Origin of the sequence: Luteimonas wenzhouensis (assembly GCF_007859305.1) — a bacterium.
Classification (GTDB): Bacteria; Pseudomonadota; Gammaproteobacteria; order Xanthomonadales; family Xanthomonadaceae; genus Luteimonas; species Luteimonas wenzhouensis.
In genome coordinates this window covers 57,915-78,892 of the sequence record NZ_VOHE01000009.1, presented here as the reverse complement: position 1 = coordinate 78,892, position 20,978 = coordinate 57,915, and the positions used below count along the sequence as shown (strand labels likewise).

Genomic DNA, 20,978 nt, shown 5'->3' with positions numbered 1-20,978 from the left:
CAGGCCCTCCCCGCCGTAGGAGCGGCTTCAGCCGCGACCACCAAGCCAGACAGCATCCCAGAACGGATAATCCGCCACCCGGCGCACGAGCCCGGCACGCACAGGATTCGCCACGATGTAGCGCGCCACTGCCTGCAGATCATCTTCCCGGCGCAGCGCCCGATCGTGGTACCCCCGCGCCCACAATCCGCCGGACCGTCGGCACTCGCGATTCACGGCATGCGCACTGCGACCCTTCAGGATCCGCGAGGCGGTGCCGAGCGACCCGTCATTTCCGAGCTGCAGCAGGCAATGCGCGTGGTCGGGCATCAGGACCCAGGCAAGCAAGGAGAATCCCTGGACCGGGAGGGCAAAGGTGCGCGCCGCCGCGCAGGCCGCGACGAAGTCAGCGAACACGGATTCCCTGTCCCGTGTCGCGAATGTCACGTGGTACACGTGGCGTGGCAGGGACACACGCCCCTTGCGAAGCGCTGCGTGCCCACGCCGACCGCATGCGTCCCTGTCCATTCGGGAAGCGTGGCCGAAGGCGGTATCCGGTGGCATCGGGGATCGACCCGAGCCGATGTCGGACTGTGGGTCGCGGCTTCAGCCGCGACGCGGGGCGCTACAGCAGCTTGCTGCGCCGCATCTCCAGGGTGCGCTCGGGCGGCATGAACGAATCGGGCCGGGCCGAGGCCCAGAAGGCCCGGAACACGGCGTGCTCGGGGACGCCGTCGAGCAGTTCGCCCGGCGCGAGGAAGCGGTACAGCGCGGCCAGCGAACGCACCTCGGTGGGCGCGACGCGGCGCAGGATGTGCTCGGGCCCGAGCTGGGACGGATGCTCCAGGCCCGCCGCGCCGAGCATGTCGCGCAGCGCCCGCAGGGTGTTCTGGTGGAAGTTGAACACGCGCGTGGCCTTGTCCTCGACGTCGAGCGCGCGCCAGCGCGCCGGGTCCTGGGTGGCGACGCCGGTCGGGCAGTGGTCGGTGTGGCAGCTGCGCGACTGGATGCAGCCCAGCGCAAACATGAAGCCGCGTCCGGCATTGCACCAGTCCGCGCCCATGGCCACGGTGCGGGCGATGTCGAACGCGCTGGCGATGCGGCCGGCGGCGGCGATCCGGATCCGGTCGCGCAGGCCGATCCCGACCAGGGTGTTGTGCACCAGCATCAGGCCTTCGTGCATCGGCACGCCGACGTGGTTGATGAACTCCAGCGGCGCGGCGCCGGTGCCGCCTTCGGCGCCGTCGACGACGATGAAGTCGGGCAGGATCCCGCTCTCGAGCATCGCCTTGGCCACGCCGAACCATTCCCAGGGATGGCCGATGGCGAGCTTGAAGCCGGTCGGCTTGCCGCCCGACAGTTCGCGCAGCCGGGCAATGAACGCCAGCAGTTCCAGCGGCGTGGAGAACTCCGGATGCGACGCCGGCGAGACGCAATCCACCCCCACCGGCACGCCGCGCGCGGCCGCGATCTCGGCGGTGACCTTCGCTCCGGGCAGCATGCCGCCGTGCCCGGGCTTGGCGCCCTGCGAGAGCTTGAGCTCGATCATCTTCACCTGCGGGTCGCGCGCGTTCTCCGCGAAGCGCACGGCATCGAACCGCCCTTCCCCGTCGCGGCAGCCGAAGTAGCCCGAGCCGATCTCCCACACCAGGTCGCCGCCGCGTTCGCGGTGGTAGGACGAGATCGAACCCTCGCCGGTGTCGTGGTAGAAGCGGCCGCGCCGGGCGCCCTCGTTGAGCGCGCGGATCGCATTGGCCGAGAGCGCGCCGAAGCTCATCGCCGAGATGTTGAACACGCTGGCGTCGTAGGGCACCGACTGCGCGCCGCCGACCAGTACCCGGAAGTCGTGCGACTCGGCGTGGGCCGGCACCAGCGAATGGTTGATCCACTCGTAGGCCAGGCTGTAGGGATCGTGCTCGCTGCCGAACGGCACCGTGTCGCGCTCGCTCTTGGCGCGCTGGTACACCAGCGCCCGCTTCTCGCGCGAGAACGGTACCTCGACCAGGTTGTCCTCGATGAAGTACTGGCGGATCTCGGTGCGGATCGACTCCAGCCCGTAGCGCACGTGCGCGCTCACCGGGTACAGCCGGCGCAGGGTCGAGCGCGCCTGCAGCACGTCGGCCAGGCCCAGCACGGACAGCACCAGCGCGGGGACCGCCAGCCACCACCAGGCCGGCGTCCATCGCAGCGCGAGCAGCGTGGTGGCGATGGCGATCGCGATGCAGGCGAACCAGGTCGAGCGGCGGTGGAACATGGATCCCCGTTGCGACGCGCCGGCGTTGGCGCGCCCCCATGATCACACAGTCCCCCACGGACCCTGTAGCAGCGGCTTCAGCCGCGACCCGCTCCCGCACCGGCACGATCGGTGCCCGCGCGGCCGGTACGCGCCGACGACCATGGTGGGATCGTGAGGGCCCAGACGGCGACGCGGGGTCGCGGCTGAAGCCGCTCCTGCAGGATGCTGGAGGTGGTGCCCGAGGCCGGACTCGAACCGGCATGACCGCGAGGTCGAGGGATTTTCGTACCACTTCGGCTTTCGCCGCCGGCCGCGGCCGTTCGTGGTCTGGAGCACGCCTTCACCATGGCGCCGATGCGCGACAGGTGCCCGCCGTCTGCTCTCTACACCTTCCCCGCTGGACTGGGGCTTGGCTCGGCGTTGGCGCGGGCGGTCGGCCCAGGGCGTTCGCCGAATTTGACGGGTGCCACCCCCGGCGTTTCCCCCGGGGGGCTCAAACGTTCTTCAAGTCCCTTGTGTCTACCGATTCCACCACTCGGGCGTGGCCGGCGACGCGCCTCCCCAGCGGGGAGGGATTGGAGGCCTGGGTCGGAATCGAACCGGCGTACGCGGATTTGCAGTCCGCTGCATGACCACTCTGCCACCAGGCCGGTGACGCTCGCCACGGACAACAATACACGCCCGCGGGGCTGACAAACAAAGCCCCGGCGGTGCCGGGGCCTTGTCGAAACTGGAGCGGGAAACGAGGCTCGAACTCGCGACCTCAACCTTGGCAAGGTTGCGCTCTACCAACTGAGCTATTCCCGCGTTGAGCCGTGCATTTTACCGCCCGTCCGCGCGCTGTCAACAGCATTGCGCTCGCCGTCGCGCAGGACCGGCCAGGCCGCGCGCAGGTACGCCCACCCCGACCACAGGGTGAGCAGCGCGGCGCCGCCCAGCAGCCAGTCACCGACGTGGAACAGCGGCACGCCCATCCAGATGTCCGTGCCTGGCTGCAGCGGGTACCGGGGGTTGATCGAGTACAGCAGGCACGACAGCGCCACCATCTGGGCGGTGGTCTTGATCTTGCCGATGGTGGCGACCTTGACCGTGGCCCGCTGGCCCAGTTCGGCCATCCATTCGCGCAGCGCCGAGACCGCGATCTCGCGGCCCACGATCACCGCCGCCCAGAACGCCATCCAGGGCGTCGGGTGGCCCTGCACGATCAGGAACAGGGCCACGGCCACCATCAGCTTGTCGGCCACCGGGTCGAGGAAGGCGCCGAACGCCGAGTACTGGTGGAAGCGGCGCGCGATCCAGCCGTCCAGCCAGTCGGTGACCGCAGCCAGGATGAACACGAACGCGGACGCGAAATTGGTCCACTGCGAGGGCATGTAGAACACGGCCACCAGCACCGGGATCAGCACGATCCGCAGCAGGGTCAGCCAGGTGGGGATGGTCAGCTTCATGTCGGGCGTGGGGGGGCTTGGACGGGAGCATCGGCCTCGTGCAGGCCATGCAGGGTCGCATAGATTCGCTTGGCCAGCGCCTCGTTCACGCCCTCGACCTGGGCGATTTCCTCGACCCCCGCCGCCTTCAGGCCCGGCAGGCCGCCGAAATGTCGCAGCAGGTTGGCGCGCCGGCGCGGGCCGATCCCGGGGATGTCCTCGAGCCGGCTGCTAGTGCGCGCTTTCTGCCGCCGGCCGCGGTGGCCGGTGATGGCGAAGCGATGCGCTTCGTCGCGGACCTGCTGGATCAGCTGCAGGCCCTGGGAGGCGGGGCCGGGGCGCAGCTCGCGGCCGTCGGGCAGCAGCAGGCGCTCGTGGCCCGGACGGCGTTCCTCGCCCTTGGCCACGCCCACCACCAGCACCCCAGGCTGGCCCGGGGCGGCGGCGGCGGGGATGCCGAGCGCATCGAGCACGCTGCGGGCCTGGGCCACCTGCCCTGCCCCGCCGTCGATCAGCAGCAGGTCGGGCAGGACCGCGCCGGGGCCGGGCCGGGGGGCGTGCGGATCCGCGGCCTGCTCCAGCGCCGCGGCGGCGCGGCGGAAGCGCCGCGTCAGCGCCTGCTGCATGGCCGCGTAGTCGTCGCCCGGCTCGATCCCGGCGATGTTGTAGCGGCGGTACTGGCTGCGCACCGCGCCTTCGGCGTCGAACACCACACACGAGGCCACCGTGGCCTCGCCCATGGTGTGGCTGATGTCGAAGCACTCGATCCGCGAGGGCGCCTGCTCCAGCCCCAGCAGTTCGCACAGCGCCGCCATCCGCGCCTGCTGCGCGGCCTGGCTGCCCAGTTCGGTGGCCAGCGCCATCTCGGCATTGCGCCGGGCCAGGTCGAGGTAGCCGGCCCGCTCGCCGCGCACGCCGTGGCGCAGCTGCACCTTGCGCCCGGCCGCGGCGGTGAACGCCTCTTCCAGCAGGGCCTGGTCCTCGATCGTCCGGTCGAGCACGATCTCGCGCGGCGGCGCCTGCTCGCCGTAGTACTGCGAGACGAACGCCGCCAGCACCTCGGCCGGGTTGTCGCTGCCGTTGGTCTTCGGGAAGAACGCCCGCGTGCCGAGGTTGCGGCCGTCGCGGAACGCGAGCAGGACCACGCAGGCCTGGCTGCCCTGCATCGCCACCGCCAGCACGTCGAGGTCGGCCGCGCGGCCGTCCACGTACTGGCGCGCCTGCGTGCTGCGCACGCTGGCCAGCAGGTCGCGCAGGCGCGCGGCTTCCTCGAAGTCGAGCCGCTGGCTGGCCGCCTCCATGGCCTCGCCCAGTTCCCCGGTGAGCTCGTCGCTGCGGCCTTCCAGGAACAGGGTGGCGCGGCGCACCGCCTCGGCGTACTCGCGCGCCGGCGCCAGCCCCACGCAGGGCGCGGAGCAGCGGCCGATCTGGTACTGCAGGCACGGGCGCGAGCGGTTGCGGAACACGCTGTCCTCGCAGCTGCGCAGCTTGAACAGCTTGTGCATCATGTTCAGCGTCTCGCGCACCGCGGTGACGCCGGGATACGGGCCGAAGTAGCGGCCGGGCACGTTGCGTGGCCCGCGGTGCAGCGCCAGCCGCGGCCACGGCTCCTGGGTGACGAGCACGTAGGGATAGCTCTTGTCGTCGCGCAGCAGCACGTTGTAGCGCGGCCGCAGCGACTTGATCAGCTGGTTCTCCAGCAGCAGCGCCTCGCCCTCGGTGCGGGTCACCGTGACTTCCATGCGCGCCACCTGGGCCAGCATCGCCATGGTCCGCGCCGGCTTCGGGGAACCGCTGAAGTAGCTGGCCACGCGCTTGCGCAGCGCGCCGGCCTTGCCGACGTAGAGCACGCTGCCGTCGGCGGCGATCATGCGGTAGACGCCCGGCGCGGTGCTCAGCCCGCGGGCGAAGGCCTTGCCGTCGAAGGGGGGCGCGTCGGGGGCGCGGGGGCCGGGAGCGTTGGCCTCGCCGGTCATTCGCCGATCGGTACGTGGCGCAGGGCCCCGGATCGCGGATCGAAGCGGAGCACGGCATGGGCATCGGTGTCGGCGATCCAGACCGCGCCGCCCGCCACCGCCAGCCCGGCCGATCCGTGCAGGCGCTGGGGCAGTTCCACCGTGCTCAGTTCGCCGCCGCCCAGGCGCAGGCTGCGCAGTGCGTCGTTGCCGGCGTCGGCGATCCAGAGCACGGGCGAATCGGGGTCGAGCGCGATCGCCAGCGGCTGCTGCAGGCGTGCCTCGGTGCGCGCGCCATCGGCGTTGCCGTACTGCCACTGGTCCACGCCCACGAGGGTGGAGACCGCGCCGGTCCGCGCGTTGACGCTGCGGATGGCCGAACCGGCCGCGTCGCAGACGTAGAGCATCTGCTGCACGGCGGCCAGCGCCACCGGTTCGGCGAACGCGGCCCCGATCCCGCCGCCGTCGGTCACCGCCAGGCGCCCGGAGCCGGCCAGCAGCTCCAGCCCCGGCTTGCCCAGGTCGTACTTCCAGACCCGGTTGTCGCCGGCGGTGGCGATGAACAGCCAGGCGCCGCTCAACGCCACCGCGCGCGGCTGGTCGAGCGCCACCGCGCGCGGGTCGTGGATCGGGCCTTCGGCCGGCGTGCCGGCGCGGCCGGCGCCGCAGATGGTGTCGATGTCGCCGCTGCGCAGTTCCACCCGGCGCACCGCGTGGTTGCCGCTGTCGGCCACGTAGAGCGCGTCGCGCCACAGGCACATGCCGTGCGGGCGGTTGAACGCGGCCAGCTCCATCGGGCCGTCGATGAAGCCGGGGCCGCCGCTGCCGAACTGGCGCAGCACGCGCCCGGACTGGTCGCATTCGAGCACCCGGTGATGCTCGCTGTCGGCCACGTACAGGGTGTTGCCGTGAACCACCAGGCCGGTGGGGAAGCGCAGCGGCAGCGGCGGCTCGCCGCCGCGGCGCATCTCGATCGGGTCGGCGTTGGGCACGGTGGGCACCAGCTCGTCGGCCAGCGCGCTGATCCGCGCATCGAGTTCGCGGATCGGGCCGTCGCCGACGATCCGCTCGCGGATCCGGCCCTCGCCGTCGATCAGCACCACCGTCGGCCAGGCCTCGATGCCGTAGTGCTGCCACATGGTCCAGTCGGGGTCATGGCCGATCGGGAAGTCGTGGCGCTGGCGGTTCAGGCGCTTGCCGATGCGGCGCGAGTCGCGCTCGCTGTCGAACCGGGGCACGTGCACCGCCACCACGTTCAGCCGCTCGCCGTGGCGTGCGCGCAGCCGCGCCAGGTCGGCCAGCCGGTGCTGGCACCAGGCCGAGCCGGCGTTGATGAACGCCAGCGCGCAGACCTTGCCCCGCAGTTGCGCCATGCGCAGCGGCGCGAGCAGGTTCAGCCACTCGACGCTCGGCGGGAACTCGGGGGCGACGGCATCCATGCGGGGATTATGCGTCAACCGGCTGCGGGCGGTCGGCCAGCCGCGCGACGATGCGCCGGGCGGCGGCGTCGACCAGGCCGAAGACGTGCTCGAAGGCCTCCGGGCCGCCGGTGTACGGGTCGGGGATCTCGGCGCCCTGCCCCAGGCCCGCCCATTCGAGCAGCAGCGCGCTGCGGGCGGTGGCATCGGCGGGGGCGCGGGCGCGCACGTCGGCCAGGTTGCTCGCGTCGGCGCACAGCAGCCAGTCGAAGTGGTGGTAGTCGGCGGCGCGCAGCTGGCGGGCGCGCAGCCCGCGCAGGTCCAGGCCGTGCCCGAGCGCGTTGCGCACGGTGCGCGGGTCGGGCGGATTGCCGATGTGCCAGCCACTGGTGCCGGCCGAATCGAGCTCCACCCGGTGCCCGAGCCCGGCCTGTTCCAGGTGGTGGCGCAACAGGCCCTCGGCCAGCGGCGAACGGCAGATGTTGCCCAGGCACACGACCAGCAGGCGCAACGGTTCAGACATTCATGCTCTCCAGCAGTGACTGGGCGCGGGCCAGGTCCTCGGCAGTGTCCACGCCCTGGGGGAACGGCTCGGGGGTGGGCGCCACCGCGATCGGCAGGCCGGCCTCGAGCACGCGCAGCTGTTCCAGCGCCTCGATCCGCTCCAGCCGCCCCGGCGGCATGGTCGCGAACCGGCGCAGGAAGCCCGCCCGGTAGGCGTAGATGCCGATGTGGCGCAGCCAGGCGCCGGCGGGCACCAGGCCCGCGTCGCCGCGGGCGAAGGCGTCGCGGTGCCAGGGCACCGGCGCGCGGCTGAAATACAGGGCCTGGCCGTTGTCGGCCACCACCACCTTGACCACGTTGGGGTCGAACAGCGCCTCGCGCGAGGCGATCGGCTCGGCCAGGGTCGCCATCCCGGCGCCGCTGTCCGCCAGCAGTTCCGCCACGCGGCGGATCCCGGAGGCCGGAGCGAAGGGTTCGTCGCCCTGCAGGTTGACCACGATGGTGTCGTCGTCCCAGCCGGACAGGTCGGCGCATTCGGCCAGGCGATCGGTGCCGGACTGGTGGCCGCGGCCGGTCATCACCACCTGTACGCCGCAGCCCTCGAGCGCGTGCGCGATGCGCTCGTCGTCAGCGGCCACCCGCACCTCGCGCGCGCCGGCGGCGAGCGCGCGCCGGGCCACGTGCAGCACCAGCGGCTCGCCACCGAGCAGCCGCAGCGGCTTGCCGGGCAACCGGGTGGCGTCGTGGCGGGCGGGAATGGCGACGACGAAGTCGAGGGGATCCATGGCGAGGATTCTACCGGTTGCCTGGCGATCACATTCGCCGCCAGGATCCTGGTGGCGGTCCCGTCGCCTCGCGGGCCACTGCAGGAGCGGCTTCAGCCGCGACCGGCGGACATGCGGACAGCCATGCGTGGCAGGCGATGTGGCGAGGCTGCGATCGGCAGCTTCTCCCCATCTTCGTGGGTGGTCGCGGCTGAAGCCGCTCCTACAGGGAATGCGGGTCAGGCGGTGGCGGACGACCTGGGGCCAAGACGGTCGAGCAGCGCGATCCAGAAGGCTTCGGGCAGGCGCGCGTCGATGCCCACGCTGAAATAGCGGTCGTTGGCGAAGGCCCGGCACTTCACTGCGTCCTTTTCGGTCAGAAGCACCGGCAGGTCGCTGCCGAAGCGCAGGTCTTCGGCCACGTAGCGGTGGTGGTCGCCGAAGGCATGCGGCACCACCGCGATGCCGTGCCCGCGCAGCATGGCGAAGAAGCGTTCCGGATCGCCGATGCCGGCGACGGCGTGCACGCGCTGGCCGGCGAACGCCGACAGCGGCAGCGGACGGCCGCCGGCCATCGGCCGCGCCGGGCCGGGTTCGAACCACATCGGCCATTCGCCGAAGCCGGCGGCCAGGTCGGTGTCGGTGCCGACGTTGAGGACCCGGAAATCGCAGTCGCCGCCGCGCGCCGGCGGTTCGCGCAGCGGACCGGCCGGCAGCAGGCGGCGGTTGCCGTAGCGTCGGCGGCCGTCGATCACCTCGATTTCCAGGTCGCGCGCCAGCCGGTAATGCTGCAGGCCGTCGTCGCACACCACCACGTCGCAGCCTTCGGCGACCAGCGCCCGGGCCGCGGCCACGCGGTCGCGGTCGACGCGTACGCGCACGCCGGTGCGCGCGGCCAGCAGCACCGGCTCGTCGCCGCCGAGCGCCGGATCGGTGCCGGCGTCCACCCAGCGCGGCGTGCCGGCGTCGGCACGGCCGTAGCCGCGACTGGCGATGCCCGGCGTCCAGCCGGCCGCGCGCAGGCGCTCGACCAGGGCGATGGTGAGCGGGGTCTTGCCGCTGCCGCCGGCGACCAGGTTGCCCACCACGACCACCGGGCGACCGGCGTGGCGCGCGCGCAGCAGCCTGCGCCGGTACAGCCCGCGACGCAGGCCCGCCACGGCGCCGTATACGGCCGACAGGGCCTGGGCGTACAGGGGCACGCGCGCGCCTTCGTACCAGTGCCGGGGCGGCTGGCCGGCGCGACCGCTCATGCCTCGCCCCCGTCGCGGAACTGCATCCGGTGCAGGTGCGCGTACAGGCCGCCGCGGGCCAGCAGCTCGGCGTGGGTGCCCTGCTCCACGAGCCGGCCCTGGTCGAGCACCAGCACCTGGTCGGCGTGCTCGATGGTCGAGAGCCGGTGCGCGATCACCAGGGTGGTGCGATCGGGCATGAGCCGCTCGAGCGCTTCCTGCACCAGGCGTTCGGATTCGGTGTCGAGCGCGGCGGTGGCTTCGTCCAGGATCAGGATCGGCGCGTCGCGCAGGATCGCGCGCGCGATCGCCAGCCGCTGCCGCTGGCCGCCCGAGAGCATCGCCCCGTTTTCGCCGATCGGGGTGTCCATGCCCTGCGGCAGGCGTTCGATGAACTCCCAGGCGTTGGCCGCCTCGGCCGCCGCGCGCAGCGCCTGCGGATCGGCCTCGGCGGCGTAGGCGATGTTGGCCGCGACACTGTCGTCGAACAACATCACCCGCTGGCCGACCAGGGCGACCTGGCGGCGCAGGTCGGCCAGGCGGTACTGGTCGAGCGGGACCCCGTCGAGGGTGATGCGGCCTTCGCTGGGCTCGTAGAACCGCGGCACCAGCCGCACCAGGCTGGTCTTGCCGCTGCCCGAGCGGCCCACGATCGCGGTTACCGTGCCCGGCGCGGCAGTGAAGCTGATCCCGTCCAAGGCCTTGCGGCCGTCGTCGCGGGCGTAGCTCAGCGACACGTTGTCGAACACCAGCAGGCCGCGGGCGCGCGCGAGCGGCACGCTGCCGGAGTCGGCCTCCTCCTCGGCGTCGAGGATCGAGAACAGGCGTTCGGCCGCGGCCACGCCGCGCCCGATCACGCTCTGCACGTTGGTGATCCGGCGCAGCGACGGGATGATGCCCATCATCGCGGTCATCAACTGCACGAACTCGCCGGGGTTGAGCCGCCCCTGCAATGCTTCGCGCACGGCCACCCACACGATCGCCGCCAGCGCCAGGGCGGCCAGGATCTGGACCAGGGCCGAGGAGATCGCGCGCGTGGTCTCGACCTTCATGTTCAGCCGCAGGATGCGGTTGGCGAAGGCCGAGTAGCGGTCGCGCTCGAAGGCCTGCGCGCCGTACACCTTGACGTCCTGCTGCGCGGCCAGCGACTGCTCGGCGCTGGCCGCGAGCGCGCCCATGCCGTCCTGGATGCCGCGGCTGATCCGGCGGTAGCGCCCGCCCACGTACCAGACCAGCACCCCGATCAGCGGCGCGATCAGGATCATCGCCAGGGTCACCTTGACGCTGGTGTAGAGCATCAGGCCGAACAGGAACAGCACCGTCAGCCCGTCGGTGAGGATCGCCTTGAGCGCGTCGGAGCTCGCCTGGGTGACCTGCTCGGTGTCGAAGTTGAGCCGGCTCACCATCGCCGGGACCGCCTCGGTGTCGAAGCGGGTGCTGGGCAGGCGCAGGTACTTGCCCAGGACCAGTTCGCGCAGGTCCCGCACCACGCTGCGGCCGACCCGGGCGATCCCGTAGTCGGTGGCGAACGTGGCCAGGCCACGGACCAGGAACAGCCCGATGATCGCCGCCGGCAGCACCACCGCCATCTCCGGCTTGGGATCGACGAAGCCGTCGTTGGTCAGCGGCTCCATCAGCCAGACGAACGCCGCGCCGGCGGCGGCCTCGACGATCATGGCCGCCATCGCCGCCAGCAGGAACGGCCAGTACAGCCACGCATGCCCCAGCAGGCGCCGGTAGACCGCCCAGGCGCCCTGCCCGGCCCCGGATCCGCTGGCGTGGTCGTCGCTGCTCATTGCGGGCTGGCGGCCGGCGCCTCGGGGGCGGTCGCGTTGGCCACGCGGGTGAAGCCGAGCTGGCCCAGCGCCTCGTAGGCGGTCACCACCGCCTGCCACGGCGTGCGCGCGTCGGCGCGCAGCAGCACGGTGCGGTCGCGGTCGTCTCCGGCGACCTCCACGATCGTGCGCTTGAGCGATTCGACGTCGGTGCGCAGCGCCTCGCGGTCGTCCACGAAGTAGCGGCCGTCGGCGTTGATCAGCAGGCTCAACGGGTCGGACGCGGCGTGGGCCTCGCCGCCGGCCCGCGGCAGTTCGATCTTGAGCACCGAGCGTGCGTCGAAGGTGGTGGTGATCACGAAGAAGATGATCAGCACCAGGATCACGTCGATCAGCGGCACCAGGTTGATCTCCGGGACGTCCTCGGCGCGGCGGTCGCGGATGCGCATCGCGTCAGTCCTGCCCGGCGGCCGCGGCATCGGCGGGGATCGCCGCGACCGCGGCGGCCGCGCGCCGGGCGCGGGGGTCGATCACGTCCATGAGCTGGATCGCCTCGTGCTCCATCTCGACGATGTAGCCATCGATGCGGGCGCGGAACCAGCGATGGAACACCAGCGCCGGCACCGCGACGACCATGCCGGCGGCGGCGCACACCAGCGCCTTGCCGATGCCGCCGGCCAGCTGGTTGACGTCGCCCACGCCGTGGTCCATCACTCCCAGGAACATCTGGATCATGCCGACCACGGTGCCGAACAAGCCCAGCAGCGGGCCGGCTCCCGCGATCGTGCCCAGGGCGCTCAGGAAGCGCTCCATGCGATGGGCGATGTGGCGGCCCACGTCCTCCACCCGCTCGCGGATCTCCTCGCGCGGCCGGTGGCGCACGTCCAGCGCGGCGGCCAGCAGCGCGCCCAGCGGCGAATTGCGGCGCAGCGACTCGATGTGGGCCGGGTCGAGCTTGCCGCGGGCGGCCCAGGCGCGGACTTCCTCGCCCAGCCCGGGCGGCAGCACGGCCTGCCTGCGCAGCGCCCAGAAGCGTTCGACGATGATCGCCAGCCCCACGGCGGACAGCAGCAGTAGCGGAATCATCGGCCAACCGCCGGCCTTCACGAGTTCGAGCACGCACTCCCTCCGGCCCGCCCGGGCCCGTCATCCATGCCCGATAGAATATCCCAGTGCCCGCCGGCACCGCCCCGCTCACGGCGCGCCATCGGCGCGGCGCACCGCGTCCCACAGCCGCGGCCGTCCGGCGCGCTGCGTGTGCACCCGGATTCCCCCGCGCAGCAGGCGCACCCGCACCGCGCCGTCGCGCGCGCTCACCGGCACCTGCGCGCCCGCCAGCGTCCAGCGGCGCACCACGTCGGGCGCCGGGTGGCCGAAGCGGTTGCCGTGGCCGGCCGAGACCAGGGCCAGGCGGGCGCCCGTGGCCTGGATCAGGGCCGGATCCGACGAACCGCCGCTGCCGTGGTGCGCCACCAGGACCACGTCGCTGTCGAGTCGGCCGGGGTGGTCGTGGACCAGCATGCGCTCGACCACCTTGCCCACGTCCCCGACCAGCAGCGCCGAACCATGCGCCGAGCGCACCTGCAGCACGCAGCTCGACTCGTTTCCCATGGCCGGGAAGTACAGGTCCGGATGCAGGAACCGGAACTCCACGCCGTCGGCCTGCCAGGCCGAACCGGCCAGGCAGGGCGCCGCGCCGCCGATCCGCGCATCGCTGGCGGCGAAGACCGGACCGTCGGGGAAGCTGCGCCGCAGCGCCCGGTAGCCGCCGGCGTGGTCGGCATCGCCGTGGCTGACCACGATCCCGTCCAGCCGCCGCACGCCCAGCGCATGCAGCGCAGGCACCACCACCCGCTCGCCGGCGTCGAAGCCCTCGGGCACCGCCGGCCCGGCGTCGTACAGGAACGCGTGGCGCGCGGTGCGCAGCACCACCGCGGTGCCCTGCCCCACGTCCAGCATCACCAGTTCGAACTCGCCGGGACGCGGCAGCGCCCGGTCGGGCCACAGCAGTGGCAGCAACAGCAGCGCCGCCAGCGGTTTCCCCGGCACGCCACGCGGCAGCAGCAGCCAGAACGCGCCCAGCAGCGCGAGCGGAAGCGCGAACCACGCCGCTTCCGGCAGCCACCACAGCGCGACCGGCCCGTCCGCCAGCGATTCGAACAGCGGCCACGAGGCATCGAAACAGGTCGCCGCGAGCCGCCACGCCGGCCCGCCCCAGCCCGGATGCAGCGCCTCGAGCCCGGTGCCGGCGAGCGCCAGCGGCACCACCACCAGGCTCCACCACGGGATCGCCACCAGGTTGGCCAGCGGCCCGGCCAGCGAAGCCTGCCCGAACAGCACCGCGGTCAGCGGAAGCAGGCCGAGGGTGGCCACCCACTGCGCGGCCAGGAAGCCGCCGACCACCGGTTGGCGTCCGCCTGCCGGCAGGCACCAGACCAGCCAGGCGACGCCGGCGAAGCTGAGCCAGAAGCCGGCCGTGAGCACGGCCAGCGGATCGACCAGCAGCAGTGCGATCGCCGCCAGCGCCAGCGAATCGCCCACGCCCATCGGACGCCGCCACAACCGCGCCAGCACCACCATCGCCACCATCAGCACCGTGCGCACCGTGGGCAGCGCGAAGCCGGCCACTGCGGCATACCCGGTCGCGCCCAGCAGCGCGCCCACCGCCGCGGCCTGCGGTCGCGGCACGCACCGGCCCAGCGCGGGCAGCAGCCACCAGCCCGCGGCCACGGCCAGGGCGGCGAACCCGGCCACCAGCCCGACGTGGAAGCCGGAGATCGCGACCAGATGGGTCAGACCGGTGGCACGCAGCGTGTCCCAGTCGACGTCGCCCAGGCCGCGGGTATCGCCCAGCGCCAGGGCGCGGACGAACCGCGCCGCCGGCCGCGGCACCTGCGCGTCGATCGCCGTGGCCATGCGCTGGCGCCAGCCATCGATGCCGGCGCCGCCACGCAGCTGGCGCACCGGTTCGGCCTGGCGCACGTAGCCGGTGGCCGCGACCCGCGCCGCCAGCATCTGCTTCTCGCTGTCGCCCTGGCCCGGATTGCGCAGGCCGCGCGGCGCCCGCAGCCGCACGGTGAACCGCCAGCGGCTGCCGGCCTCGATGGCCAGGCGCTTCCCGCCGGTGGCGTCGGTGCTGGCGCGGTCGTCGTACCAGGACAGGCGCAGCAGGCGACCGCGCAGCGCGACGGGGATCGCCTCGCCGCGGTCCACCCGCAGCAGGAAGCGGGTCCGGCGCGGCTCGTGCACCGGCAGCTGGACCACGGTGCCGGTGACTTCGAAGTCGCCGCGCTCGAGCGCCGGCGGCAGCTGTCGTGACAGGACCCAGGCCGCGTGCAGGCCGAACAGCGCCGCGCCCACCGCGAACGCACCGGCCGGCCGCCACCAGTCGCGCTGGCGCGACCAGGCCCAGGCGCCCGGGAGCAGCAGCGCGGCCAGGCCGGCCACGGGCGGCAGTGCCGGCAGCCGCGACGCGGCCAGCACGCCCAGCACCAGCGCCAACGCCACGCCGGGACCGAAGGGAGGCCGCACGGGGCGACCGGAGGACAGGCCGTCCATGGTCTGCGCTCGCTCGGGAGTCCGGGCGAGTGTCCGCGCCGGGCCAGGCGCAGGGGATCGGGACGGGGATCGCGCCGGTGTAGGGGAATGCCGGCGCCGGATGCAGGGCGCCGCGGCGCCCGGGATTCAGCGCAGTTCGAAGGCGTCGGCGTCGAGCATCGCCGGGAAGTGCTCCCGGTGCTCGGCCAGCGGCGTCCACTGCAGGGTGGTGGTCGACACCACCTCGGCGTCGCTGCACTCGTTCACCGGGTGGCCGAGGAAGTCGTACACCGCGCTGTCGCCGTCGTAGCGCAGGCCGTTGCCGTCCTCGCCTACCCGGTTGAGCCCGGCGACGTAGCACAGGTTCTCGATCGCGCGGGCGCGCAGCAGGGTCTTCCAGGCGTGTGCGCGCGGTCCGGGCCAGTTGGCGACGTAGATCAGCAGGTCGAAGTCGGGCGCGCCGGGGCGCTCGACGTCGTAGCGGTTGCGCGAGAACACCGGGAAGCGCAGGTCGTAGCAGACCAGCGGGCAGATCCGCCAGCCGCGCCATTCCACCGACAGGCGTTCGCGCCCTGGGGCATAGCGCTCGTGCTCGCGGGCGTAGCGGAACAGGTGGCGCTTGTCGTAGTGCTCCAGCCCGCCGCCGGGGGTGGCCCACAGCAGGCGGTTGAAGACCTTGTCGTCCACCCGCAGCTGCACGCTGCCGCAGATCGCCGCCTCGAGCCGGTCGGCCTGTTCGCGCATCCAGGCCACGGTGGGCCCGTCCATGGTCTCGGCCTGGGCGATGGCGTCGTTGGAGAACCCGCTGGTGAAGGTCTCCGGCAGCAGCACCACGTCGGTGGTGCCGCGCAGGGGAGCGATGAGGCCGCCGTAGTATTCGCGGTTGGCGTCCGGGTCGTGCCAGCGGGTGGCGCCCTGGACCAGGGAGATGCGCAAACTGTTGTCCATGGCCATGAGCCTAGCCGAAGGCACCGGGAACGGGTAGCCATGCCGGCCGCCCGTCACCGGGCGCCCCAGGCCCCGGCATGCTGCGCGCGCTAGAGCCGCTGCAGGCGCTCGATCGCGGCGTCCAGGGTGGCCTCGTGCTTGGCGAAGCACAGGCGTGCCAGTCGCTGTCCTGGTGGCGGCGCTTCGTAGAACGGCGACAGCGGGATCGCGGCCACGCCCTTCTCGACCGTCAGCCAGCGGCAGAACGCCGCGTCGTCCAGGTCGCTCACCGCCGAGTAGTCGACCAGCTGGAAATAGCCGCCGGGCACCGGCAGCGGGCGCAGACGCGTGGTCGCGAGCTGCTCGCGGAAGCGGTCGCGCTTGGCCTCGTAGAACGCGCCCAGCTGCTCGTAATGCTCCGGGTGCGCCTGCAGCATCGTGGCGAACGCGTGCTGGCCCGGGGTGAAGGTGCTGAAGACGTTGTACTGGTGCACCTTGCGGAACTCGGCCGACAGCGCCAGCGGCGCGATGCAGTAGCCGATCTTCCAGCCGGTGCAGTGGTAGGTCTTGCCGAAGCTCGACACCACGAACGCGCGCTCGCGCAGCGCCGGGTAGCGCAGCACCGACTCGTGCCGGCGGCCGTCGAACACGATGTGCTCGTAGACCTCGTCCGAGAGCAGGAACACGCCGGTGTCCCGGACGATCGCCTCCAGCTCGCGCATGTCGCCTTCCGAGAACATCGCCCCGGACGGGTTGTGCGGGCTGTTGACCATCAGCATCCGGGTCCGCGGCGTGATCGCCTCGCGCACGCGCTGCCAGTCGGGGGCGAAGGTGGCCGGGTCCAGCGGCACGTGCACCGCGTGCGCGCCGGCCAGGTCGATCGTCGGCTCGTAGCTGTCGTAGCACGGATCGAGCACCACCACTTCCTCGCCCGCGCGCACCACCGCGTGCACGGCGTTGAAGATCGCCTCGGTCGCGCCGCTGGTCACCGTGACCTCCGCGTCGGGGTCGGGACGGTGGCCGTAGACGCGCAGGGTCTTGTCGGCGATCGCCTGGCGCAGCGCCGGCACGCCGGTCATCGGCGCGTACTGGTGGTGGCCGTCGCGCATGGCCTGGTCCAGCGCCGCCACCAGCGCCGCCGGCACCGGGAAATCCGGGAAGCCCTGCCCCAGGTTCACCGCGCCGTGCTCCTGCGCCAGCTGCGACATCACGCTGAAGATGGTGGTGCCGACCTTCGGCAGCTTGGACTGGATCATCTCGACTCGCGGTGACTGTGAGGAACGGGAGTTTACGATCCGGGTCCGATGGGTTACACCTGTCGCGATGTTTCCAACGCGCAGGCATCGCCCGGTGACGGACCGGCCCGCGGACCGGGCCTGCGCCTGCGCGCGCCCCGGCCACCGCGGCCGCCGGCGCTGCGCGAGGCGGCGCTGACCCGGCATGCACGACGCAGGTACACGCCTCGACGCCGCGCGCATGGTCGCGCTGCTGCAGGCCTACCTCGAGGCCGAGTACCAGTGGCAGCACGAGGGGTCATGGCATGACATCGTGGTCGGCCTGCCCACGCCGGGCCTTGAGCTCGCCTACCCCTCGGCCACCTCCTTCGGCCTGCTGTCGGCCTGGAACCCGCATTCGGTCGAGCGCAGCAGGGAGGAGAACCGGCGCGCCGACGACGCCCTGCACGAGGTCCTGGCCGCGAGCGGACACCGGTTCCTGCCGGCGTTCGCCCAGGCCCCCAACCGCACCTGGCGCGAGCCCAGCTGGCTGGTGATGGACATGGATGCGCCAGGGTTCGACGCGCTCTCGCGGCGCTTCGGACAACTCGGGTCCCTGTGGTGGCGCCCCGGGGAACCGGTGCGCCTGCGGATGGACGCGGCGCGGCCGGACGAGCACCCCGACGACGCCCACGTCGACTGGCTACAATGACCGCGATGGCCGACCGCCGGCCGAAGCGCCCGTGATGCCCGACGCCCCTCCCGCCCCCGCGCCGCTGATCGACGTGCGCGGCCTGGGCTTCGCCCGCGACGACGTGCCGCTGTTCGGCCCCCTGGACTTCAGCGTCGAGGCCGGCGAGGCCCTGCTCGTGCAGGGCGGCAACGGCGCCGGCAAGACCACCCTGCTGCGGGCGCTGGCGGGACTGCTCGACGGCGCGACCGGCGAGGTGCGCCTGCACGGCGTGGCCGCCGCCGCGGCGGCCCGCGCCGGCCAGGTGGCCTACCTCGGCCATTTGCCCGGACTGAAGGCGGACCTCGGCGCGGTGGAGAACCTCGAATACCTGTGCGGCCTGCTCGGCAGGCGCGCGGGCGTGGACATCGTGCAGGCGCTGGGCATCGCCGGGCTGGCCGGCTACGAGGACACCCCGGCGCGCAACCTGTCGGCCGGCCAGCGCCGGCGCCTGGCGCTGGCGCGGCTGTGGCTGTCGCCGGCCGAACTGTGGCTGCTGGACGAACCCTACGCCAACCTCGACCTGCCCGGGATCGAACTGGTCAACCGGATGGTCCGCGCCCACCTCGACGCGGGCGGCGCGGCCCTGGTCACCACCCACGGCGCGTACGCGGCGCCGCCGGTGCGGACCCGGCTGCTGGTGCTGGAACGGCGGGAGGATCCGGCATGAGCGACGGCGCGCCCACCCTGGCTTCCGCCGCCCGCGCCCTGGTGGTGCGCGACCTGCGCCTGCTCTGGCGCCGCCGCGGCGACGCGCTGCAGCCGGCGCTGTTCGCGATCCTGGTCGTGGTGCTGTTCGCGCTGGCGCTTGGCAGCGAGCGCGACCTGCTGGCCCGCGCCGCGCCGGGCGTGCTGTGGGTGGCGGTGCTGCTGTCGGGGCTGCTGGCGCTCGACACCCTGTTCCGCGGCGACGCCGAGGACGGCTCGCTTGAGCAGTGGCGGCTGGCGCCGGTGCCGCTGGCCTGGCTGGTGCTGGTGCGGACCCTGATGCACTGGCTCACCACCGCCGTGCCGCTGCTGGTGGCGGTGCCGCTGCTGGCCGAGCTGATGTACCTGCCGCGCGGGCTGTGGCCGGTGCTGCTGGCCGCCCTGGCGCTGGGCACGCCGCTGCTGAGCCTGATCGGCGCGGTGGTTTCAGCGCTCACCGTGGGCATGCGCCGTGCCGGCGTGCTGCTGGCCTTGCTGGCGCTGCCGCTGTACGTGCCGGTGCTGGTATTCGGCGCCGGCTCCGTGGCCCAGGCGGCCCAGGGGCACGACCCGTCGGGCGGCCTGCTGCTGCTGGCGGCCGGGCTGGTGTTGGCGCTGGTGCTGGCGCCGGTCGCGGCGGCCGGCGCGATCCGGATCGCGGCGCAGTAGCGTTCGCCCGGTGTCCGCCCGCCCCTGGGTCCGCTCCTCCCCGGCTCCACTCTTCCCCGGATTCGCCCCCTCCCCCGCTTGCGGGGGAGGGCTGGGGTGGGGGCACCCGGCCGCCGCCGATCCGGCCTCCCGGCCCGCCGTCTGCCCGCCTGCGGCCGTGCCCCCATCCCGACCTTCCCCCGCAAGCGGGGGAAGGAGCAAGGGCGCAGCGCGCGGAGCGCGGGGCGGGACGCCAGCCGGCATGAACCGGCCTGGGCGTGCGCCGTCTGCGCGCCTGCGGCCGTGCCCCATCCCGACCTTTCCCCCAAGCGGGGAAGGCGCCGTGCACGCGGGGGAGGTGTTCCCCAGGGAGTCGTGGAGGGCGCCGCGGCGCGGGATGGGGCATCCTGTCCACCCGGTCAGGCTTGGCCCTGCCGGCCTTGTCTGAAAAAATAGCCACTTGGCCAGGGATGCCGGCGCCCTGACGGGCCTCCGGCGGCCCGGCGGCCCCCTCCCTGCGAGCAGACGCCCTGATGTCCAACATGCACCCGGTGGTGCGCTGGTTCCACCAGCTCGGGTCACCCCCCTACTTCGACCGCTTCGCCGCGCGCTGGGCGCCGTGGGCGTTCGCGGCCGGGCTGGCAACCATGGCGGTGGGGCTGTACGGCGCGCTGTTCGTGGTTCCGCCCGACTACCAGCAGGGCGACAGCTTCCGGATCCTCTACATCCACGTGCCCTCGGCCTGGATGAGCCTGGCGATGTTCGCGCTGATGGCCTTCTACGGCGCGATCGCGCTCATCTGGCGGATCAAGCTGTGCGAGATCCTGGCCATGGCCTGCGCGCCGATCGGCGCCGCCTTCACCGCCATCACCCTGGCCACCGGCAGCATCTGGGGCAAGCCGATGTGGGGTACCTGGTGGGACTGGGACCCGCGCCTGACCTCGCAGCTGGTGCTGCTGTTCCTCTACTTCGGCGTGATCGGGCTGTACGCGGCGATCGAGGACCGCCGCGCCGGCGCGCGCGCGGCTTCGCTGCTGGCAATCGTCGGCGTGGTGATGCTGCCGATCATCCGCTACTCGGTGGTGTGGTGGAACTCGCTCCACCAGGGACAGACCATCCGCGTGTTCGGCGAGTCGTCGATGGACCCGAGCATGATGCCGCCGCTGCTGTGGATGGTGGTCGGCACGAAGTTCTGGGCGATCGGCTCGCTGCTGGCCCGCGCCCGCGCCGACAACCTCGCCCGCGAGGCCGGCAAGGACTGGGTCAGGCGCCTGGCCGGCGGGGGTGCGGCATGACCTACCTCGCCTACGTGGTGGCCGCCTACGCCGTATTCGCGGCCGTGCTGCTGTGGGATTTCGTGGCCCCGCGCATCCGCATCGCCCAGGTGCTGCGCGCGTCGCGGCTGCTGGCGCGGCGCGAGGCCGCGCGCGGCCAGGCCCAGGAACAGGAACTGAAACGATGAACCAGACCCGACGCCGCCGACTGTGGTTCGTGCTGGCCCTGCTGGCCGCCGCGGCGCTCGCGGCGACCCTGGTGGCGTTCGCGCTCCAGCGCAATGTCGCCTACCTGTACACGCCCAACGAGGTGCTTTCGGGCGCCGCCGGCGAGGCGGTGTCCTCGGGCGATGCGCGCTTCCGCCTCGGCGGCATGGTGGAGACCGGGTCGTTCCGGCGCGAGGACGGTTCGCTGGTGGCGCGCTTCCGCGTCACCGACGGCGACGCGCAGCTGGAAGTGGTCTACGACCGGATGCTGCCCGACCTGTTCCGCGAGGGCCAGGCGGTGGTCGCCACCGGGCGCATGCGCGAGGGCGTGTTCGTGGCCGAGGACGTGCTGGCCAAGCACGACGAGACCTACGTACCCAAGGAAGTGGCCGACAAGATGGGCCTGGCCCATGCCAGGCACAACGTCGAGGACGCGCCGCCGGCGGAGGCCGGGCAGTGATGGC

The 20,978-nt window shown here is 73.0% G+C and carries 20 protein-coding genes and 2 tRNA genes; 6 read left to right on the top strand and 16 right to left on the bottom strand.

Translation table 11 applies throughout. The features are described 5' to 3' along the window. Window positions 1–27 precede the first annotated feature (27 nt). The 16 genes from FQY79_RS13980 to FQY79_RS13905 form a co-directional block, all read right to left on the bottom strand. Complete coding sequence (locus FQY79_RS13980; RefSeq protein ID WP_146313501.1) at window positions 28–507, bottom strand: REP-associated tyrosine transposase; 480 nt, start codon at window positions 505–507, stop codon at window positions 28–30. A 97-nt stretch (window positions 508–604) separates the two neighbouring features. Continuing rightward, window positions 605–2,233, bottom strand: coding sequence for an FMN-binding glutamate synthase family protein (locus FQY79_RS13975; protein WP_146313500.1), 1,629 nt, complete (start codon window positions 2,231–2,233; stop codon window positions 605–607). Between the two features lie 558 nt (window positions 2,234–2,791). Next, window positions 2,792–2,865, bottom strand: a tRNA-Cys gene (locus tag FQY79_RS13970). Window positions 2,866–2,946: 81 nt separating this feature from the next. Next, window positions 2,947–3,022: transfer RNA gene (locus FQY79_RS13965), tRNA-Gly, on the bottom strand. Then, a complete protein-coding gene (pgsA, locus tag FQY79_RS13960) occupies window positions 3,013–3,663 on the bottom strand; it encodes a CDP-diacylglycerol--glycerol-3-phosphate 3-phosphatidyltransferase (RefSeq protein ID WP_146313499.1) in 651 nt (216 codons plus the stop codon). Before pgsA ends, FQY79_RS13965 begins: the two co-directional genes overlap by 10 nt. After that, window positions 3,660–5,618 (bottom strand): excinuclease ABC subunit UvrC, encoded by a 1,959-nt coding sequence (gene uvrC, locus FQY79_RS13955; protein WP_146313498.1) that lies wholly within the window; start codon window positions 5,616–5,618, stop codon window positions 3,660–3,662. The genes pgsA and uvrC overlap by 4 nt, the downstream gene beginning before the upstream one ends. After that, entirely contained in the window at window positions 5,615–7,036 is a 1,422-nt protein-coding gene (locus FQY79_RS13950; RefSeq protein ID WP_146313497.1) for a thioredoxin-like domain-containing protein, read from the bottom strand. Before FQY79_RS13950 ends, uvrC begins: the two co-directional genes overlap by 4 nt. Before the next feature lie 7 nt (window positions 7,037–7,043). Continuing rightward, window positions 7,044–7,526 carry a low molecular weight protein-tyrosine-phosphatase gene (locus FQY79_RS13945; protein ID WP_146313537.1) on the bottom strand — a complete coding sequence of 161 codons (483 nt, stop codon included), beginning with the start codon at window positions 7,524–7,526 and terminating at the stop codon, window positions 7,044–7,046. A 4-nt stretch (window positions 7,527–7,530) separates the two neighbouring features. After that, complete coding sequence (gene kdsB, locus FQY79_RS13940; protein WP_146313496.1) at window positions 7,531–8,304, bottom strand: 3-deoxy-manno-octulosonate cytidylyltransferase; 774 nt, start codon at window positions 8,302–8,304, stop codon at window positions 7,531–7,533. Window positions 8,305–8,522: 218 nt separating this feature from the next. After that, entirely contained in the window at window positions 8,523–9,536 is a 1,014-nt protein-coding gene (lpxK, locus tag FQY79_RS13935; RefSeq protein WP_146313495.1) for a tetraacyldisaccharide 4'-kinase, read from the bottom strand. Continuing rightward, on the bottom strand, window positions 9,533–11,311 hold the full coding sequence (msbA, locus tag FQY79_RS13930; protein WP_146313494.1) for a lipid A export permease/ATP-binding protein MsbA: 1,779 nt from the start codon (window positions 11,309–11,311) through the stop codon (window positions 9,533–9,535). The genes lpxK and msbA overlap by 4 nt, the downstream gene beginning before the upstream one ends. Further along, window positions 11,308–11,739 (bottom strand): ExbD/TolR family protein, encoded by a 432-nt coding sequence (locus tag FQY79_RS13925; protein WP_146313493.1) that lies wholly within the window; start codon window positions 11,737–11,739, stop codon window positions 11,308–11,310. The genes msbA and FQY79_RS13925 overlap by 4 nt, the downstream gene beginning before the upstream one ends. A gap of 4 nt (window positions 11,740–11,743) precedes the next feature. Continuing rightward, window positions 11,744–12,409, bottom strand: a complete 666-nt coding sequence (locus FQY79_RS13920; RefSeq protein ID WP_146313492.1) for a MotA/TolQ/ExbB proton channel family protein — start codon at window positions 12,407–12,409, stop codon at window positions 11,744–11,746. 75 nt (window positions 12,410–12,484) lie between these two features. Then, complete coding sequence (locus FQY79_RS13915) at window positions 12,485–14,821, bottom strand: DNA internalization-related competence protein ComEC/Rec2 (protein WP_246123134.1); 2,337 nt, start codon at window positions 14,819–14,821, stop codon at window positions 12,485–12,487. Between the two features lie 153 nt (window positions 14,822–14,974). Next, window positions 14,975–15,775 carry an amidohydrolase gene (locus FQY79_RS13910; RefSeq protein ID WP_146313490.1) on the bottom strand — a complete coding sequence of 267 codons (801 nt, stop codon included), beginning with the start codon at window positions 15,773–15,775 and terminating at the stop codon, window positions 14,975–14,977. Between the two features lie 89 nt (window positions 15,776–15,864). Then, window positions 15,865–17,010, bottom strand: a complete 1,146-nt coding sequence (locus FQY79_RS13905) for a pyridoxal phosphate-dependent aminotransferase (RefSeq protein WP_146313489.1) — start codon at window positions 17,008–17,010, stop codon at window positions 15,865–15,867. A 184-nt stretch (window positions 17,011–17,194) separates the two neighbouring features. On the opposite strand from FQY79_RS13905, the gene FQY79_RS13900 reads away from it, so the two are divergent. The 6 genes from FQY79_RS13900 to ccmE all read left to right on the top strand — a co-directional run bounded on the left by FQY79_RS13900 (window position 17,195) and on the right by ccmE (window position 20,974). After that, window positions 17,195–17,680, top strand: a complete 486-nt coding sequence (locus FQY79_RS13900) for a DUF3293 domain-containing protein (protein WP_146313488.1) — start codon at window positions 17,195–17,197, stop codon at window positions 17,678–17,680. 34 nt (window positions 17,681–17,714) lie between these two features. Then, the gene (gene ccmA, locus FQY79_RS13895; RefSeq protein WP_146313487.1) at window positions 17,715–18,368 is read left to right on the top strand and encodes a heme ABC exporter ATP-binding protein CcmA; all 654 of its coding nucleotides are present in this window, start codon (window positions 17,715–17,717) and stop codon (window positions 18,366–18,368) included. Further along, window positions 18,365–19,054 carry a heme exporter protein CcmB gene (ccmB, locus tag FQY79_RS13890; RefSeq protein ID WP_146313486.1) on the top strand — a complete coding sequence of 230 codons (690 nt, stop codon included), beginning with the start codon at window positions 18,365–18,367 and terminating at the stop codon, window positions 19,052–19,054. Before ccmA ends, ccmB begins: the two co-directional genes overlap by 4 nt. Before the next feature lie 521 nt (window positions 19,055–19,575). Beyond that, the gene (locus tag FQY79_RS13885; protein WP_146313536.1) at window positions 19,576–20,328 is read left to right on the top strand and encodes a heme ABC transporter permease; all 753 of its coding nucleotides are present in this window, start codon (window positions 19,576–19,578) and stop codon (window positions 20,326–20,328) included. After that, window positions 20,325–20,495 carry a heme exporter protein CcmD gene (gene ccmD, locus FQY79_RS13880; protein ID WP_146313485.1) on the top strand — a complete coding sequence of 57 codons (171 nt, stop codon included), beginning with the start codon at window positions 20,325–20,327 and terminating at the stop codon, window positions 20,493–20,495. Before FQY79_RS13885 ends, ccmD begins: the two co-directional genes overlap by 4 nt. Continuing rightward, window positions 20,492–20,974 (top strand): cytochrome c maturation protein CcmE, encoded by a 483-nt coding sequence (gene ccmE, locus FQY79_RS13875; protein ID WP_146313484.1) that lies wholly within the window; start codon window positions 20,492–20,494, stop codon window positions 20,972–20,974. The genes ccmD and ccmE overlap by 4 nt, the downstream gene beginning before the upstream one ends. Window positions 20,975–20,978 lie beyond the last annotated feature (4 nt).